This window comes from Chryseobacterium sp. W4I1 (assembly GCF_030816115.1).
In the GTDB taxonomy this organism is placed as follows: Bacteria; Bacteroidota; Bacteroidia; order Flavobacteriales; family Weeksellaceae; genus Chryseobacterium.
Window position 1 is genome coordinate 538,895 of sequence record NZ_JAUSXQ010000001.1, and the last position, 17,002, is coordinate 555,896.

The window sequence follows — 17,002 nt, forward strand, 5'->3', positions numbered from 1 at the left end:
AAAATCTAATTTGTACTTTTGCAAAATGATAAAAAACGTCATTTTTATTTTTATATCACTGCTTTTAATTTCCTGTGGAAAAGATTATACTCCCAAACCTTATGGAGAGCTTCGTCTGGAATATCCGGCACCCCAATATCAGAAGTTTGAAAACAACTGTGCTTATACTTTTGAATATTCAGATCTTGCTTCCATTGCCGATGCCAAAAAGCCCTGCTGGTATTACATCAACTACCCCAAAATGAAAGCGAAAATTTTCGTGACGTATTATCCGATAGAGAATGATTTTGCAGACCATATCAAAGAAACTGAGAAGATGGTCTACGAACATACCGTTAAAGCCAGTTCCATAGATACCAAATCCTTTGAGTACCCTGAAAAAAAGGTATACGGAAATTTCTATGAGCTGAAAGGACAGAGCGCTTCCAATCTTCAATTTTACATTACAGACAGCACAAAACACTTTGTGACTGCTTACTTATACTTTAATACAAGACCGAAACCGGACTCTTTGGCTCCCGCAGTAAACTATATCAAAAACGATATGAAGCACCTGCTGGATACCTTTGAATGGAAAAAATAATTTACTTTTAAAATACATTGAAAAATATATGAAACTTTTAGTTGTAGGAAGTGTTGCATTTGATGCAATAGAAACGCCGTTTGGTAAAACCGATAAAATTTTAGGAGGTGCAGCTACTTATATCTGCATCACTTCATCTGTTTTAGGCGTTAAATCTGGTATTGTTTCTGTTGTAGGAGGAGATTTCCCACAGCAACATCTTGATATGTTCACAGACAGAGATGTAAATATTGAAGGAATTGAAATCGTAAAAGATGGAAAAACATTCTTTTGGTCAGGAAAATACCATAATGATCTTAATACAAGAGATACTTTGGCTACTGAAGTGAATGTTTTAGAGAATTTTGACCCTAAAATTCCAGACTCTATGCAGGATGCGGAGATTCTTTTGCTTGGAAACCTACATCCTGGCGTTCAGCTTTCCGTATTGGAGAAAATGAACCAGCGCCCTAAACTTGTTATTCTTGATACCATGAACTTCTGGATGGATTCTGCATGGGATATTTTAATGGAGATGATTGCTAAAACAGATGTGATCACTATCAATGATGAAGAGGCAAGACAGCTTTCCGGAGAATATTCCCTGGTAAAAGCAGCTAAAAAGATTCATACTATGGGTCCGGACTATGTGATCATCAAAAAAGGAGAGCATGGAGCTTTACTTTTCCACGACAATAAAGTATTTGCTATCCCTGCGCTTCCACTGGAAGAGGTTTTTGATCCTACCGGGGCCGGCGATACTTTTGCAGGAGGTTTTGCAGCTTATCTTGCTAAAAAAGGAAAGGTTGATTTCGAAACTATGAAATCTGCTTTGATCGTAGGTTCTGCAATGGCTTCTTTCACTGTTGAGAAATTCGGAACAGAAAGAATCCAGGAAGTAAACGAATCTGATATGTTCGAGAGATTGAGACAATTCAAAGAATTAACCACATTCGATATCGAACTGCAATAAATAAGTCTTTTTAAGAAATATTTATAATAAAAAATTTAGACTAATTCGTTAAGAACTCTAAATTTGCAACTTGTTTAAAATAGTAAAATGACAAATAAACTAAAAATCACTTTTCTTCTTGGGATTTTCATGATGATATTCTCTTCAAACATGAATGCTCAGCTAAAACCCGGAGAATTAGTGGATGGTATTGCTGCTGTTATCGGTGATGAAATTGTATTGGAATCTGACGTGAATGAGCAGATGAACTATGCAAAACAGCAGGGAGCCTCGGATACTGACAAATGTGAGTTCCTTGAAAACCTGATCAGCAATAAGCTTCTTGTATATGAAGCAAAAAAAGATACATTAATTGAAAACCGTTCGGCTGCCATTAAAGATCAGGCCAACGCAAAATACCGCCAGTTGCTTTCCCAGTTCCCGGACGAAAAAACAATGCTTGCGGCCTATAAATTCAGAAACGGATTTGAAATGAAAAATGCGATCGAGAAAATAGACATCGATCAGTATTACGGACAGGCAAAATATCAGCGTGTAACTGAAAAAGCAGATGTAACGCCAAATGAAGTAACAGATTTCTATAATTTGTATAAAATGCAGCTTCCTGAAGTGAAGGACGAAATTTCTGTATCCCAGATCGTGATGTATCCTAAACTGACTGAAGCACATAAAGAAGACCTGATTAAAAGACTGAAAAAGATCAAAGCAGATATTGCTGCCGGAGAAACTTTTGAAAGCCAGGCAAGGATCTATTCTGAAGACGAAGGATCTGCTGCTAACGGAGGACTGTATAAAAACATCTACAAAGGGCAGATGGTAAAACCTTTTGAAGCTGCTGCACTGAATCTTCAGGATAATGAGATCTCAGATCCTATTGAATCAGAATTTGGATATCATATTATACAGCTGATCAAGAAATCCGGTAAAGTATACGATGCGAGACATATTTTACTGAAAGCTACGCCTACAGATGAAGAGCTCAAAATGGCCAAAGCAAAATTAGACAGTATCAAAGGTCTGATTATAGACGGTAAAATCTCATTCAAAGATGCTGCATTCAAATTTTCTGACGATAAAAAGACAAAATTCAACGCAGGAGTTATTTCAGGTGCTGACGGTTCTGACAAAATTGAAAGAGAAAGTATTCCGGGATCCATTACTTATGAGTTGGCGGGTCTGAACAAAGGAGATATTACTGCAGCTTTTGACGAAGAAGAAAACAAAAGAAAAGTGGTGAAAATTATCAAATTAGAAGACGTTATTCCTGCACACCAGATCACACTGGAAACAGATTATAACAGAATTAAGCAGATGGCGCTTAATAAAAAGCGTAACGAGATGGTTGAGAAATTTGTTAATTCAAAGCTGCCAACTACATTCATATCCATTGATGGCCGTTACGACAACTGTAAATTTAAAGCCAACTGGAAAAAAGAATCAATCAAAAAATAAATAATAAACCTTCAGAATTCTGAAGGTTTTTTTATGTCCCCTTGTGTAACCTTTCCAATTTATATTTAAAAACTTAACCTTAAGAAATGGATGAACATTTTTATAAACAGAAATTTCAGGAAGCTGTTGATACACTTTCCCGGAAAGAATTTGAAAATGCCGGTCTCCGGTTGTCTGTACATTTTATTCTTGAATCCGTTGCTTTGAAAATATATAAGCCTGAATGGTCAAGTAATCCCGATGCTCCGCTGGATGCCACGGGCAGAATTTTTTTTTCGGCCTGGGTTAATGAAAAAACGGGCAAGGAAGGAAAATTGTACTATAATATTCATGCATTAAAACTCAAAGATCTTAAAGCTTATAAAATACAAGCCAGACACTTTGCAGAAGAGTTCAGAAAACAATTTACGGATGATCAGAAGGACTGGGAGAATGTAAGCACAGAATACGGTCCCCTGACCCTTATGGAAGGCTGGATTGAACTGAAACCGGATCAGGTAAAGAGCGATCTTCAAAACCTGGCTCATAAATTTTTAAAACTAAGTCCGGTAATAGATCATCTGTTGGATAATTATCGATCAAAACCCCGGTAATTTCAGGCGATTTTCTCCCGATTTTAATGATTTAAAAACCGTTGTTTTTAGTATTTTTACGCATGAGCAATTTTATAGATTTCAATTCAGCAAAAAAACTTCAGGAAATGGCGACAGGTCAGAATAAAATTAAAGAGCTTTTTAATATACAATATCCAATTATTCAGGCCGGAATGATCTGGCATTCAGGATGGAAATTAGCTTCGGCAGTTTCCAACTGTGGTGGTTTGGGAATCATAGGGGCAGGAAGTATGTACCCCGATATCCTCAGAGAAAATATCCGAAAATGCAAAATGGCGACAGACAAACCTTTCGGCGTTAATGTTCCCATGCTTTATCCCAATCTTGAAGAAATTATCCAGATTATTCTTGAAGAAGGAGTAAAAATCGTTTTTACTTCAGCCGGAAATCCAAAAACCTATACAGAAACACTTCAGAAAGAAGGAATTAAAGTAGCTCATGTAGTTTCGTCTACCAAATTTGCCGTGAAATGCGAAGAAGCCGGTGTGGATGCCGTTGTGGCTGAAGGTTTTGAAGCCGGAGGGCATAACGGAAGAGATGAGACCACAACATTCTGTCTTATTCCGAATGTCAAAAAACATATTTCCAAGCCGCTTATTGCTGCCGGAGGAATTGCCCTGGGCTCCCAGATAAAAGCTGCTATGATCTTAGGCGCAGATGGTGTACAGATCGGATCCCGATTTGCTGCTACCGTTGAAGCAAGTGCCCATGAAAACTGGAAAAAGAAAATTACAGAACTGAATGAAGGTGACACTCACCTCACTTTAAAAGAACTCGCACCCGTAAGGATGGTGAAAAACAAATTCTTTGGTGAGCTGGAGGAAATCTACCAGTCCGGAAGAGATAAAGAAGCCTTGATCGCCTCATTGGGTAGAGCAAGAGCCAAGCGGGGAATGTTTGAGGGAGATATGGAAGATGGCGAACTCGAAATAGGGCAGGTTTCGGCTTTAATACATGATATACTTCCTGTAGAAACTGTTTTCAGTAACCTGTTAAATGAATTTCACGACACCAAAATACCAAGTTTATAAGGATCTGAATGAATGGAAGAGAGAATTATTGAAGTAAGAGGTCAGAAACTTTATACCGCATATACAAACTCATTTGAAGGAAAACCTGTCATTGTTTTTCTACACGATTCTTTAGGCTGTACCCAGCTTTGGAGAGAGCTCCCGGCAAAACTGTCTGTGGCTGCAGAATGTAATGTCTTGGTGTATGACAGATTAGGATATGGAAAATCAGATCCGATGGCGACTTACGAAAGGCCGGTCAATTATATGGAACTTGAAGCTGATCTGCTGAACGATCTCCTTACTGAGCTTAATATCAGCAATGCAATTCTATTCGGACACAGCGATGGAGGAACGATTGCCCTGATTACCGCTGCCAAATATCCGCAAAAAATACATTCTGTGATCTGTGAAGCAGGACATATTTTTGTAGAAGAAGTTACCTTAAAAGGAGTCTGCGATGCCTGGGATGCTTATAAAACCACCAATCTTGCAGAACGCCTGCAGAAATACCACGGCGATAAAGTAGATATGCTCTTCAGAGCATGGACAGAAACATGGACCCGTGAAGACTACAGAAGCTGGAATATCGAATACCTTTTAAAAGATATCCATTGTCCGCTCCTTTTCATTCAGGGAGAAGCTGACGAATACGGAACTTTAGATCAGGTTGAAAAGACCGTTTCACAGGTAAGCGGAACAGCAGAAAAGTTTATCATTCCCGGAATAGGACACACTCCTCATAAAGAAGCTCCTGAACTGGTTTTAAAGAGAACAGCGGAGTTTATAGAAAAATACAGTTGATTATTTAAAGTCAGTTTGTACTGCACAAAGCATCTTGATAAAGCAAGGTGCTTTTTTATTTCCAAAATAGTCTTATAAATTATAATGCTGTTTTTCTTTTTGATTTGATGCTTTTATAAGTCTTCTGACCACTAAAATTTAATTTTCGTTTGTACATATTTGTACAATAATTCAGATTACTAAAGAATCTGTTTATTTCTTAATTTTTTCCAGCTGAATTTTGAATATTTTTCTATTTCGCAATGTTGTCGTTTTTAAAGAAAATCAAAAAACTGATTATTTAGATTTAAGTAAATTTTAAAAAGAATTTAGAGAACTTCTAAAAATTATCAACTCCTTACAGCTTACAGAATTTATGAATAGTACTACTGTATTTCAGGATTTATCTAAAGAAAAATTACATAATACATACACTAAAAATCACTTACATGTGATGTTTTATTTTTTAATTTTCAGGTATTCATTAAAGATAATAGTTCACGAAAAAAACGCAGTGAAATTAGTAAAGATTACATAAGTTTTTAATTTGATTGGGGATAAATATGGTTTAGTGTTTGGAGATGGATGTTTATGTGTGAGATGCAGTTAATCTGCATCTCTTTTTATATAGAGATTATAAGGTTTGCAGTTCGGCAGCAATATTTTCCTTTGCTTTCAGTTCGTATCGATCTATAAATTCTGCTGTTTTAAATATACTCCCGAGCTCCAGGAAATGCCTGAGCACTTTTTTCCTTCCCGGTTTATACAAAAAATCAGGATAAATAGAATACTCCTTTCTTATTTTTTTTGTATATTCCAGATACACTGTCTTATCTTTTCCCAGGATGGAAAGATCTGCGTCCAGAAGATAATCAGTATCCATATCATCAGATTTTTGATGCAATTTTGTGGCGATGATCTGTGCTGTAATTTTTGAAATCCCGCTTTTATTCAGACCCAGTTTTCTAAGACTTTCCTCAGCCCATGATGCACTTTTTTCCTCATTGGATTTTGAAGAAGCATCATAAACAATATCGTGATAAAACACAGAAAAAGAGATGGCAGGGAAGTCCTTGATATTGCTTTTTACAGCCTCCAGTTCCAGAAACATATTCTCAAGATGCAGAAGACCGTGATAGTGTCTTCCTTTTTCAGAATATTTTTTTTCAATCTCCAGCCATAAGCTGTTGATGAGATCATTATCTTTTGAGAAAGGAAAACAGAGCTCAGTAAATTTTGCATTCAGATTCATGGTACATGAAGATAAAAAAAGGAACTTTTAAAAAGTTCCTTGATTTGATTCCAATACTGCTTTCAGATCAGCCCAGCCTCCGCCGTTATAGCCATCCTTCAAGCCTTGTCCGTTCAGGTATTCCAAAGCTTTACCACTTCTGTTGCCGCTTCTGCAGAATAAGATCACAGGTTTTTCAATAGATAGAATTTCCTCTTTTCTGTCTTCCACTTCACCCAGAGGGATGTTTTTAGCGCCATCTATATTTCCGTCCATTTCAAGCTCCATTGGCTCACGGACATCAATTAACTCATAATTTCCTGACTGTATAACTTCTATTAAAGACATAACTGTTTAATTTTAGATTAAAAAATAAGAACGAAAATACGTATTTTTTTCCTTAAAAAATGCTTTATCAAAACTTAAATTTTTACAAAAAACTCTTAAAAATTCAGACTTCACGACTCCAATACAGGAAAGTGGAAGATTGATAAATTAATCTTAATTTTGCAGTGTGAAAGTTTTAAATTCCGGTGCCGAAAAATATGCCCAGCTGATCAAGTCCAAAGCAGAACGTTTTGGATTTCAGAGTTGTGGAATATCTAAGGCGGACTTTTTAGAAGAAGAAGCTCCAAATCTGGAAAAATGGCTTAAAAATAACTTTCATGGCGAAATGAAATACATGGAAAACCATTTTGACAAAAGGCTTGATCCCAGGCTGTTGGTGGAAGGGTCTAAATCTGTAATTTCCCTTTCTTATAATTATTTTCCGGAAGAAAAAATCTCTGCATTGGAAAATTATAAGATCTCTAAATACGCTTATGCAGAAGATTATCATGAAGTAGTCAAAGAAATTCTCCGCGATATGGTTTCAGAACTTCAACAAGAAATAGGAGAGTTCGGATTCCGTGTGTTTGTAGATTCTGCGCCTGTTCTGGAACGGAGCTGGGCCAAAAAATCAGGAATAGGCTGGGTAGGTAAAAACGCCAATCTTATTACCAGGCAGAACGGCTCTTTCTATTTTCTGGCAGAAATTATCTGCGATCTAGAACTGGCTGTTGACCATGCGACCACAGATCATTGCGGAACCTGCAGGAAATGTATCGATGCTTGTCCTACAGATGCTATAGTTTCTGAAAAGATCATTGATGGCAGCCGCTGTATATCTTATGCAACAATAGAACTTAAAAATGACATTCCCGATCACTTTAAAAACAGAATGGAAGACTGGATGTTCGGTTGTGATATCTGCCAGGATGTATGCCCATGGAACCGATTTTCTACACCCAATAAACAAACCAGGTTTGCTCCCAATGAATCATTGAGAAATTTTAAAAAAGATGAATGGAAGGAGATTACCCAGGAAATATTCTCTGAGATTTTCAGAAAATCTCCCGTAAAAAGAACCAAATTTGCCGGGTTGAAAAGAAATATTGAGTTTTTGGAACGTTCTTCGGACTAGATGCAGGATAAATTTTTGGTGACGAATCCTTGTTTAGAATTTGTATGTTCCAAAACTCAGGAGGTTAGTCGCCCATCCCTTAAGTTAAAGGCCTTAAGGAGGATAAGATCTGATTAAGTAAAATCTTTATAAAAACTTTTCCCTAAAAAGAAAATTGATCTTCAGGAGACAGATGTCCCACAGAAAATCAACGTTTTTTTTGTACTCTTTTTGGAGCTGTTTTTACTCTTACTTTCAATCTTTTTTGTGATTTTGTATTTTTACGCATATTTGTGAATATTTCGTAACTAAATTTAATCATTTTTTCGATTAAAACAAATACTTTTACAGAAATTTAAAGATTAAATTTTATTAAAACATGACTGTGAAAATTGCATTATTGTATCTCCTGAAAATCGTGGGAATTATTTTAGGAATTGTCATTCTGTATGTGACTCTGGGGCTTTTGCTTCCCATGATAGAAGTCTCTGCAGAAGATGACGGGCAGCCGAAAGAAGTTCCCATTTATATTTATACCAACGGTGTACACACCGACATTGTAATGCCAGTGAAAACCGATCTCTACGACTGGGGCTCAAAAGTTCCGTTCTCCAATACCAAATCTAAGAGAACAGATTACAATTATATAGGAATAGGCTGGGGCGATAAAGGCTTTTATCTGGATACTCCTACATGGGCAGATCTAAAGTTTTCAACAGCTTTTAAGGCTGCATTCTGGCTCAGCGATTCTGCAATGCACTGTTCTTATTATAAGACCATGAAAGAAGGTGAAGACTGCAAAATGATCATGATCAGCAAAAATCAGTATAAAAATTTGGTGAAATTTGTTGAAGATAAATTTGATAAAGATCAAAACGGTAACTTCATATTGATTCCTACCAATGCTGTTTATGATGTGAACGATGCATTTTATGATGCCAAAGGAAAATACAGCTTCCTGAATACCTGCAATACCTGGGCAAACGATGCGCTGAAGGCTGCGGGACAGAAAGCCGCTCTGTGGACCCCTTCTGATTTTGGGATTTTCAGACATTATAAGTAATTTTCAATGAAGTATATTGTTCTGTTTTGGCTGTTCACCTTATAATAAACAGCCTAAAATAAATCTTCATTGTCGCAAATTCTGTTGTTAGTGAAGTAAATGGCCTGAAGTAAATCTTTCTGAAATTAAAGAAAGACCTGAAAAGCCCTGAAATTTTTGTGTTTCAAAGCTCAAGATATATTTTTTATATGAGTCTTCATTCCGGAATAAAAGATTTTTTTGGATTTTAAAGCAGATTCGGTGGTTAAAATATTTTGTTGGCCATGTGGCTAATCAGTCGTTTCTAGGGCTTCTTTTCACCGGAATGGAAGTGGTTTTATCACAAAAAAGCCATCCCTAAGGGGATAGCTTTCTTAATTTTATTTTATAAATCTGCGGTGTTCAGCAGATCTGTTGTTTATTTAACCAACTGAATATTAACAGCAGAGAATCCTTTAGGAGATTTTTCTTTCTCAAAAGAAACCTTGTTTCCTTTTTTCACGGGATGTGCACAGCTGTTGTTGTGGAAGAAAACGTTTTCTTTTGAATTGTCTTCAGTAATGAAGCCATATCCTTTTTCACTGTGGAAAGTGATGATTCCTGTCTTTCTGATGTCTTCCTCCATAATCGGAGCAGCACCAAGCTGGATCTCATCAATGTTTACTTCTTGTCTTTCTCTGTCTTCAGGAGGTGTAGACGTAAGTCTTCCGAATTCATCTACATACATGAAAACATCTTCTGATCCTTTGTTGTTGTTCGTTTTACGATCTTCGCGTCTTAGCGCTTTTTCTTTTTGCTTTTGAATTTTTTTCTTGAAATTTTCTTTTTTAGAAAAAGAGTCTGCCATAAATAATTTTAGTATTTAATTTTAAATTGTAATTTTTGTTTACTTGATCTGCCATACACCTTGTAGAGCCTGCCAGTCATCCGTCTGATCTTCTTTATGAAATGAAATGTAGAAAGCAGTTTGTTTCCGGACATTCATCAGTAAAAAGAAGTGATTAAAAAATGGGCGTCTGAAAAAGCGGGAACTGAAAAGAAAGATTTTCTAAACTATAACAGAGGGCAAAGGCAGCGGCCTATTAATTAATATACAAATATACGACAATTTAATGAATAATCCTATTTTAAATCATTGATTATCAAAATGTACTTTCCGTCTTAAAAATAACGGTATCCATCTCGTTCCATATAGTTACTTAACAAGAAAAAATCCCCAGTAGACTGAGGATTATGAAAAATAATATATTATAAAATGAAGTGGTGTATAATATGCGGATAGATCAGCAAATGCTGTGCCTAAAACTCACTGATTTTTGATTTTAATTAAAAAAATCTAGAATTTATAATGGTTTTGAATGGTATTTGGTTGAGAGGTAGTGTGATATATTTTTATTGTGGTAGATTAAAAAACATCAATTTTTTAATCTGTTTAATAATTAGATTGCTTTGTAGGAAATTCGGAATTTATCACAACTTCCGAAAAATTCACCACGTTGAAGTGTCAGGTATTGTTCATCTTTGTTTCAATAACATTTAAAAGAAAATATATGTCAACACAAGATGTCAAAGGAAAAGTAGTATTAATTGCCGGTGGTGGCAAAAATTTGGGTGGGCTATTGAGCAGGAGTTTTGCATCGAAGGGTGCGAAGCTGGCTATTCATTATAACAGTGAAAGCTCCAGGGCAGAAAGTGAAAAAACTTTAGCGGAAGTTCAGGCACTGGGAGCAGAAGCGTTTTTGTTCCAGGGAGATCTTACGAAAATAGATAATCTCACCAGATTCTTTGATGAAACGATTTCCAGATTCGGAGGAGTAGATATTGCAATCAATACGGTAGGAATGGTATTAAAGAAACCTTTTGCAGAAACTACAGAAGAAGAATATGATACCATGTTCAACGTAAATTCAAAATCAGCTTACTTTTTTCTTCAGGAAGCAGGCAAAAAACTGAATAACAATGGTAAGATCTGTACGATCGTGACTTCTCTTCTTGCAGCTTATACAGGATTGTATTCTACTTATGCAGGGGCAAAAGCTCCGGTAGAGCATTTTACAAGAGCAGCATCTAAAGAATTTGGCGAAAGAGGAATTTCCGTTACAGCAGTAGCACCGGGACCAATGGACACTCCTTTCTTTTACGGACAGGAAACGGCAGAGGCAGTGGCCTATCACAAATCAGCATCTGCTTTGGGAGGACTTACCGATATTAAGGATATTGCTCCACTCGTTGAATTTCTGGTAACGGATGGATGGTGGATCACCGGGCAGACCATCTTTGCAAACGGAGGATATACAACGAGATAGTTGAATTAAGTTTGAAGATGAGGAGATGGAAGAGGGAAGTTATTATTACACGGTCAATTTCTTGAAGTGTTTTTTTAACTTCTCTTTTCATTTCCTTTTATATACACTTTGAAGCTGTTGATGCAGGGGAAAAATGATTCTTTTCTGTAATGTATTAATTTAGTTTCATGGAAAAGAATTTCTATCTCCGTTCAGCTTTGTGTCGGTTATTTTACTGATGCACAGCGTGGCGTCTATTTTTAGTGGAGATGTCAATAATTTTGGACTTCTTTATCTTGATACCCTAGGTTTCAGTCCTTTCGGACTTTATCTGGCCTGGATAGTAAAGCTGATCCATCTTTTTTCGGTTTTTATAATCTGGTCAGACCGGTATGTAAAATTGGTTTCTATTTGTAATATAGTTATTCTTCTTTTGGGAATTTATTTTGTCCACTGGCAGAATGGCTGGTATGTAGTAGGTGGCGGTACAAATGGTATTGAATTTAATGTTCTGTTGATATGCTGTTTTTTACAACTATATTTTACTGAATGTCCATTACGGCAGAAAGAAAATTGCCGTTTGTAGATCATTGCTTTAGATTGGAAGGTTTGTACTTTTATTTTCCACCGAAAGATAGTATTTTGCATAGTAAATTCTATCACACCTGATGTCCGGCAGAAAATCAAAACTTTATGTCCATCTGCTTTTTTGGATACTGTATTATATCCTTGAGGTTTATCTGGACTTCTATTGGTCGAGATATCAGTTTCCCGATGCAGAATGGCAGACACGGCTTCAGAATACACTGATCCTGGAACTCGGCTATTTATTGATTAAGATGCCCCTGGCTTATTCACTGCTTTATATTTATGAAAAAACAGGAATCAGGAAATTTTTCACCTATATTTTCTACGGAATTATTATTATCGTAGCAGTTCTGGCTCACAGGTTTTTTACCCATTATGTCATTTATCCTTACATTTATAAAGCTGTGGAAACGCTGGACGGTAAACAACCTTCGGGATTTATCAATGGGTTGGTGGCTTTTAACTCCTTTATGGATCTTATTTTTATGGCAGGTCTCATCTTTGGTGTAGAAATTACAAGGCAGAAGAATATCCTTAAAGAACAGATTTCACAGTTGAGATCAGAAAAGCTGGATCAGGAACTTACCATGCTGAAAGCCCAGATCAATCCTCATTTTCTGTTCAATACCCTTAATAATATCTATGGTATGGCCCTAAAAAAAGCAGATGAAACACCAGATGCCATCTTACAATTGTCCAAGGTCATGAGATATAATATTTACGAAGCCACTGAAAGGTATATCTCTATTGATAAAGATGTGGAAAATATTAAGGATTTTCTCCAGATTCAGCAAATACGACACCACGATCTTCTTATTAATTTTAATGAGGAAATAGACAATCCGTCCCAGGGAATTTCACCGCTTATCCTCATTCAGTTTGTTGAAAATGCTTTTAAACATGGCGTTTCTGAAACTTTAGGGCAGAGCTTTATTAAAATTGATCTTACATTGAATAGCGGTGTTCTCCATTATCAGATAGAAAATTCAAAAGAAGAAAGACCCCACGGAAATTCTACAAAAATAGGCTTGAAAAATATCCGGAGACAGCTTGAACTGCTATATCCGAAGCATATTCTCACTGTGGAAGATAAAACAGACCGGTATATTGTAAACTTAATGATGGATTTAAATGACACAACCAGACTATAAAAAATACAACTGCATCATCGTAGAAGATGAGCCAATCGCTGCTGAGATTCTTGAGAATTTTGTTTTAAGGGATGAAGAACTTAATCTTGTGGTAAAATGCTCTGATGCCGTCTATGCAGGAAGTCTTCTGAACAGGCATGATATTGATCTGATGTTTCTTGATCTTCATCTTCCCGTGGTAAAAGGTTTTGATTTTCTTAAAAAACTGAAAAATCCACCTCTTGTCATTGTCACTACAGCTTACCATCAGTATGCAGTAGAAGGCTATGAACTTGATATTGTAGATTACCTGATGAAGCCAATTCCCTACGACAGGTTTACAAAAGCCGTAGAAAAATTCAAATATTTGATGAATGCTGAAGAAGCTTTGCTGGAAGCTGCAGACCGCGAACATATTTTTATCAGCAGCGGAAAAAAACAGATCAGGATTGTGTTGCAAGACATTTTCTTTATTGAGAGTTTACGCGAATATATTCACATTCATACCAAATCGGGAACGCTCACCGTAAAGATGCCAATCAGCAGAATAGAAGAAAGCCTGGATCCTAAAATGTTTGTCAGGATTCACAAATCCTATATTATTTCTAAGCCGAAAATTGAAATTCGGTCAGCCAGCATGATACAGGTCAATGGTAAAAAACTTCCGATCGGCAGAACTTATAAGCCGTCTATAGAATTTTAATCTGTTGGTATTATGTATTTTAGGCTTGTGAAAACTTTCATAGACCATAAGAGTTGATTGATAGCTATTCCTTTCCGACTAAGTTTATTTTGAGCATATTTGAACTGTTAAATAAAAGTTGTCAATAAGGATTTGAAGAAGAAAATTACCGATTGCAATAATTAGAATAGATGTGGATGTTAGTATTCTCAATGAAGAATGCGGATTGGCTTAATGACCTTAAGCCAATTTTTTATTTGAATGAATTAAACTGAATCAGCGCCAAAATCTATAGATTTTGGCGCTGATTATCATATATATCAATCGTACGGAAAGACTTATGAAACCTCCGTTTCTTTTCTGTCGCGGATACTTTTGACAATAAAGAATATTCCCAAAAACAAAAACGGGATACTTAATATCTGTCCCATATTCAGGCTCATTCCCTTTTCAAAATCCACCTGATCTACTTTTATGAATTCAACAAAAAAGCGGACAATAAAGATTAGCAGGGTAGTGATCCCAAAGTAAAAGCCTTTTCCAACCTTAAACATATTTTTCTTATAAATAAAATACACCAGAAAGAAGATCAGAAAATAGCAAATTGCCTCATAAAGCTGTGCAGGATGTCTAGGAACATCATCTACCTGTCTGAATATAAATGCCCATGGTGCCTGGGAAGGTGTTCCTATGATCTCGGAATTCATCAGATTACCTAATCTGATAAAAGCTCCTGCTAAAGGAGTTGCAATGGCGATCACATCAAGAACGGTCATAAATTTGATAGAAAATTTTCTGGCATAAATCAGAAGCATGATAATAAGCCCGATTCCTCCGCCATGGCTTGCCAGTCCTGCATATCCTGAAAAATGATAAGCACCGTCAGGTCCTTTCTGAATTGGCAGAAATATCTCGATCGGGTGCTGCGAATAATATTCAAAATCATAAAAGAGACAATGTCCTAATCTTGCCCCCACCAAGATTCCGATAAATGCATAGGAGAAAAGTGCATCATGTGCCTGGTAGCTCAGGTTTTCTTTTTTATAGATACTTTTTAAGATCGTGTAGCATAAAACAAGTCCGGCAAGAAATAAAACGCCGTAATATTTTAGCGGGAATCCGGAAATATTGAAAATTTCGGGACTTACATCCCAGTTAACGTATAATAAACTCATTGATAATAATTGTAGAAGAAATTTTTTGTGTGGGCAAATATAGCAGATAAAGCCGTTTTTAAGGTAGAAAATTTAAACTTTAGGGAATTTTCTGGGAAAATATCATATTCTTTATATGACACGAAAAAACCTCTTACATAAAGCAAGAGGCTTAACGGACATCATCTAAATGAATATCGTTTAAACTTTATATTCAAATTATGCTAACTTAACGCTAACTGCATTTAAACCTTTGTCGCTTTTTTGTACGTCAAAAACTACTTTATCGTTTTCACGGATAGATCTTGTATCTAATCCTGAAGAGTGTACAAAAATGTCTTTACCTCCGTCTGCTGGAGAAATGAATCCGAAGCCTTTTGCTTCATTGAAAAATTTTACTGTGCCTTCTTGCATTGTAATTATTATTAAAAATTGTTGTTATAATTGTTTTGATGACTTATTTTAAGAAAGTTCATCTATTTTGTTGTGATCTTAATGAATGTATTGGAGTTTTGCGACAGGCATTATAAACCCTAGCAGCTTTTGAATATTGGTTAAATCAGAACGCTCCTTTTCATCACAAAAAGAAACAGCTGTTCCTTTAGTTCCTGCTCGTCCGGTTTTTTCAATACGGTTAACATAAGTTTCAGGAACATCGGGAAGTTCATAATTAACTATATAAGGAAGTTCTTCCATCTCAATCCCTCTTGCTGCAATATCGGTGGCTACCAGAACTCGTATCTTACTGCTTTTGAAATCTTCTATTGCCTGTTGTCTTGCTGTCTGAGATTTATTCCCATGAATAGCGGCTGCAAAAATTCCTGTCCGTTCCAGCTGTTTAACCAGCTTATCTGCGCCTTGTTTACTTCCTGTAAAAACTAGTGAACGCAAAATAGATACATCCTGAAGGATATTGATGAGCAGATCTGTTTTCTTGGTCTTTTCAACGAAATAAACAGACTGGTTTACAGATTGCATGGAAGATGAAATCTGATCTACAGTAATGTGAACCGGACTTTTCATCATAGTGTCCGCAAACTTTTGAACCTCTGAAGACATTGTTGCAGAGAAGAATAAGGTCTGTCTCTTTTGAGGAATTAATTGCAATATCTTTTTTACATCGTCTGCAAATTTCATATCAACAATTCTGTCAGCTTCATCCAGAACCAATATTTCAATTTTAGAAAGATCAATATGTCGTTGACTTACCAAATTCAGTAATCTTTCCGGGGTTGCTATAAGGATATCTACTCTTTTTCTCAGTGCGGCCAGCTGACTGCCAGATAAAACGCCTCCAAAAATTGAAAGCTGAGATAATGGTAAATATTTGCTGTACATTTTAAAACTTTCTTCCAGTTGCAGGACCAAATCCCGGGTTGGTGTTAGTATTAAGGTACGTATTTCTTTATGATCTGGTGTATTTCTTTTTAGTAGCTGCAGGATAGGCATGGCAAATGCTGCAGTTTTTCCGGTACCGGTTTGAGAATATCCTATAACATCCTTTCCTGCTAAAATATGCGGAACAGCTATGTACTGTATTTCTGTAGGCTTGGAATATCCGGCTTCTGTAACGGCGCGAACTATTGGATTTATTAAATTTAAATTTTTAAAACTCATTGTAATCTACCGGACATCCGGTTCTGAGTGGCCAAATCGGTTAAGATCTGAATTGTTGTCTTGTATAAAAATAAGGATGATCAGTTCTGATCGCTTATCTCTAATTATTATTTACTTTGCATTAACTTGACCATAAATTCAGTTGGAATATATTTGCTGAGCTTTGCAATATCGTATCATTCTTAAAACAGCGTTTTCTCTTGCTGTCTTGCATTTTATAACTGTTTTTCTAACCTGAAAACCAAGGAAACAGCATTAAAAAATATTTAAGAATAAGTTTTAATTGGTAACTGAAAAAGTAAAACTGAAAGAGAAAATGAATTTTAAACTATTACAGAATAACAAAAGCCAGGGACCTGTTTTTATAAGTGCTTTGCAAAGATACAATAAAGAAAAGGAATAATAGTCACTTTAAATGATTGATTATCATAAATTTAT

The 17,002-nt window shown here is 36.1% G+C and carries 18 protein-coding genes; 12 read left to right on the forward strand and 6 right to left on the reverse strand.

Annotation, left to right across the window (positions count from 1 at the left end; translation table 11 throughout):
- Nucleotides 1-25: 25 nt before the first annotated feature.
- From gldD to QF044_RS02600, 6 genes are all read left to right on the forward strand, one after another.
- Nucleotides 26-583: a gliding motility lipoprotein GldD gene (gene gldD / locus QF044_RS02575; RefSeq protein ID WP_307263284.1), complete on the forward strand. Its 558-nt coding sequence runs from the start codon at nucleotides 26-28 to the stop codon at nucleotides 581-583.
- Nucleotides 584-611: 28 nt separating this feature from the next.
- On the forward strand, nucleotides 612-1,535 hold the full coding sequence (locus tag QF044_RS02580; RefSeq protein ID WP_307263287.1) for a PfkB family carbohydrate kinase: 924 nt from the start codon (nucleotides 612-614) through the stop codon (nucleotides 1,533-1,535).
- A gap of 87 nt (nucleotides 1,536-1,622) precedes the next feature.
- Nucleotides 1,623-2,987 (forward strand): peptidylprolyl isomerase, encoded by a 1,365-nt coding sequence (locus tag QF044_RS02585; RefSeq protein WP_307263290.1) that lies wholly within the window; start codon nucleotides 1,623-1,625, stop codon nucleotides 2,985-2,987.
- An 86-nt stretch (nucleotides 2,988-3,073) separates the two neighbouring features.
- Nucleotides 3,074-3,580, forward strand: coding sequence for a hypothetical protein (locus QF044_RS02590; RefSeq protein ID WP_307263292.1), 507 nt, complete (start codon nucleotides 3,074-3,076; stop codon nucleotides 3,578-3,580).
- A gap of 62 nt (nucleotides 3,581-3,642) precedes the next feature.
- Nucleotides 3,643-4,632 carry a nitronate monooxygenase family protein gene (locus QF044_RS02595; protein ID WP_307263295.1) on the forward strand — a complete coding sequence of 330 codons (990 nt, stop codon included), beginning with the start codon at nucleotides 3,643-3,645 and terminating at the stop codon, nucleotides 4,630-4,632.
- Between the two features lie 12 nt (nucleotides 4,633-4,644).
- Complete coding sequence (locus QF044_RS02600) at nucleotides 4,645-5,415, forward strand: alpha/beta fold hydrolase (protein ID WP_307263298.1); 771 nt, start codon at nucleotides 4,645-4,647, stop codon at nucleotides 5,413-5,415.
- Nucleotides 5,416-6,028: 613 nt separating this feature from the next.
- Here the strand turns inward: QF044_RS02600 and QF044_RS02605 are convergent.
- Both QF044_RS02605 and QF044_RS02610 read right to left on the reverse strand, forming a co-directional pair.
- Nucleotides 6,029-6,646, reverse strand: a complete 618-nt coding sequence (locus QF044_RS02605; protein WP_307263299.1) for a hypothetical protein — start codon at nucleotides 6,644-6,646, stop codon at nucleotides 6,029-6,031.
- A 27-nt stretch (nucleotides 6,647-6,673) separates the two neighbouring features.
- Nucleotides 6,674-6,973 carry a rhodanese-like domain-containing protein gene (locus tag QF044_RS02610; RefSeq protein WP_307263302.1) on the reverse strand — a complete coding sequence of 100 codons (300 nt, stop codon included), beginning with the start codon at nucleotides 6,971-6,973 and terminating at the stop codon, nucleotides 6,674-6,676.
- Nucleotides 6,974-7,139: 166 nt separating this feature from the next.
- On the opposite strand from QF044_RS02610, the gene queG reads away from it, so the two are divergent.
- Nucleotides 7,140-8,087, forward strand: a complete 948-nt coding sequence (gene queG, locus QF044_RS02615) for a tRNA epoxyqueuosine(34) reductase QueG (RefSeq protein ID WP_307263304.1) — start codon at nucleotides 7,140-7,142, stop codon at nucleotides 8,085-8,087.
- Between the two features lie 364 nt (nucleotides 8,088-8,451).
- On the forward strand, nucleotides 8,452-9,129 hold the full coding sequence (locus QF044_RS02620) for a TIGR02117 family protein (protein WP_373462675.1): 678 nt from the start codon (nucleotides 8,452-8,454) through the stop codon (nucleotides 9,127-9,129).
- Nucleotides 9,130-9,526: 397 nt separating this feature from the next.
- Here the strand turns inward: QF044_RS02620 and QF044_RS02625 are convergent, their stop codons facing one another.
- The gene (locus tag QF044_RS02625) at nucleotides 9,527-9,955 is read right to left on the reverse strand and encodes a cold-shock protein (protein WP_307263308.1); all 429 of its coding nucleotides are present in this window, start codon (nucleotides 9,953-9,955) and stop codon (nucleotides 9,527-9,529) included.
- 703 nt (nucleotides 9,956-10,658) lie between these two features.
- On the opposite strand from QF044_RS02625, the gene QF044_RS02630 reads away from it, so the two are divergent.
- From QF044_RS02630 to QF044_RS02645, 4 genes are all read left to right on the forward strand, one after another.
- Nucleotides 10,659-11,414: an SDR family oxidoreductase gene (locus QF044_RS02630; protein ID WP_307263310.1), complete on the forward strand. Its 756-nt coding sequence runs from the start codon at nucleotides 10,659-10,661 to the stop codon at nucleotides 11,412-11,414.
- Nucleotides 11,415-11,613: 199 nt separating this feature from the next.
- Complete coding sequence (locus tag QF044_RS02635; protein WP_307263313.1) at nucleotides 11,614-11,979, forward strand: DoxX family protein; 366 nt, start codon at nucleotides 11,614-11,616, stop codon at nucleotides 11,977-11,979.
- 82 nt (nucleotides 11,980-12,061) lie between these two features.
- On the forward strand, nucleotides 12,062-13,132 hold the full coding sequence (locus tag QF044_RS02640) for a sensor histidine kinase (RefSeq protein WP_307263316.1): 1,071 nt from the start codon (nucleotides 12,062-12,064) through the stop codon (nucleotides 13,130-13,132).
- Nucleotides 13,113-13,814 (forward strand): LytTR family DNA-binding domain-containing protein, encoded by a 702-nt coding sequence (locus QF044_RS02645; RefSeq protein WP_307263319.1) that lies wholly within the window; start codon nucleotides 13,113-13,115, stop codon nucleotides 13,812-13,814. The genes QF044_RS02640 and QF044_RS02645 overlap by 20 nt, the downstream gene beginning before the upstream one ends.
- 317 nt (nucleotides 13,815-14,131) lie before the next feature.
- Here QF044_RS02645 and lgt read toward each other — a convergent pair whose 3' ends face one another.
- From lgt to QF044_RS02660, 3 genes are all read right to left on the reverse strand, one after another.
- Nucleotides 14,132-14,968 carry a prolipoprotein diacylglyceryl transferase gene (gene lgt, locus QF044_RS02650; RefSeq protein WP_307263322.1) on the reverse strand — a complete coding sequence of 279 codons (837 nt, stop codon included), beginning with the start codon at nucleotides 14,966-14,968 and terminating at the stop codon, nucleotides 14,132-14,134.
- 198 nt (nucleotides 14,969-15,166) lie between these two features.
- A complete protein-coding gene (locus tag QF044_RS02655; protein WP_307263325.1) occupies nucleotides 15,167-15,361 on the reverse strand; it encodes a cold-shock protein in 195 nt (64 codons plus the stop codon).
- Nucleotides 15,362-15,439: 78 nt separating this feature from the next.
- Entirely contained in the window at nucleotides 15,440-16,564 is a 1,125-nt protein-coding gene (locus tag QF044_RS02660; protein WP_307263328.1) for a DEAD/DEAH box helicase, read from the reverse strand.
- Nucleotides 16,565-17,002 lie beyond the last annotated feature (438 nt).

What these genes read in the sequence shown, in the direction of transcription:
- QF044_RS02645 (WP_307263319.1), top strand. Translation starts at nt 13,113, where the DNA reads ATGACACAACCAGACTATAAAAAATACAACTGCATCATCGTAGAAGAT.
- QF044_RS02595 (WP_307263295.1), top strand. Translation starts at nt 3,643, where the DNA reads ATGAGCAATTTTATAGATTTCAATTCAGCAAAAAAACTTCAGGAAATG.
- QF044_RS02590 (WP_307263292.1), top strand. Translation starts at nt 3,074, where the DNA reads ATGGATGAACATTTTTATAAACAGAAATTTCAGGAAGCTGTTGATACA.
- QF044_RS02640 (WP_307263316.1), top strand. Translation starts at nt 12,062, where the DNA reads ATGTCCGGCAGAAAATCAAAACTTTATGTCCATCTGCTTTTTTGGATA.
- QF044_RS02630 (WP_307263310.1), top strand. Translation starts at nt 10,659, where the DNA reads ATGTCAACACAAGATGTCAAAGGAAAAGTAGTATTAATTGCCGGTGGT.
- QF044_RS02655 (WP_307263325.1), bottom strand. Translation starts at nt 15,361, where the DNA reads ATGCAAGAAGGCACAGTAAAATTTTTCAATGAAGCAAAAGGCTTCGGA.
- lgt (WP_307263322.1), bottom strand. Translation starts at nt 14,968, where the DNA reads ATGAGTTTATTATACGTTAACTGGGATGTAAGTCCCGAAATTTTCAAT.
- gldD (WP_307263284.1), top strand. Translation starts at nt 26, where the DNA reads ATGATAAAAAACGTCATTTTTATTTTTATATCACTGCTTTTAATTTCC.
- QF044_RS02600 (WP_307263298.1), top strand. Translation starts at nt 4,645, where the DNA reads ATGGAAGAGAGAATTATTGAAGTAAGAGGTCAGAAACTTTATACCGCA.
- QF044_RS02580 (WP_307263287.1), top strand. Translation starts at nt 612, where the DNA reads ATGAAACTTTTAGTTGTAGGAAGTGTTGCATTTGATGCAATAGAAACG.
- QF044_RS02605 (WP_307263299.1), bottom strand. Translation starts at nt 6,646, where the DNA reads ATGAATCTGAATGCAAAATTTACTGAGCTCTGTTTTCCTTTCTCAAAA.
- QF044_RS02610 (WP_307263302.1), bottom strand. Translation starts at nt 6,973, where the DNA reads ATGTCTTTAATAGAAGTTATACAGTCAGGAAATTATGAGTTAATTGAT.
- QF044_RS02585 (WP_307263290.1), top strand. Translation starts at nt 1,623, where the DNA reads ATGACAAATAAACTAAAAATCACTTTTCTTCTTGGGATTTTCATGATG.
- QF044_RS02625 (WP_307263308.1), bottom strand. Translation starts at nt 9,955, where the DNA reads ATGGCAGACTCTTTTTCTAAAAAAGAAAATTTCAAGAAAAAAATTCAA.
- QF044_RS02660 (WP_307263328.1), bottom strand. Translation starts at nt 16,564, where the DNA reads ATGAGTTTTAAAAATTTAAATTTAATAAATCCAATAGTTCGCGCCGTT.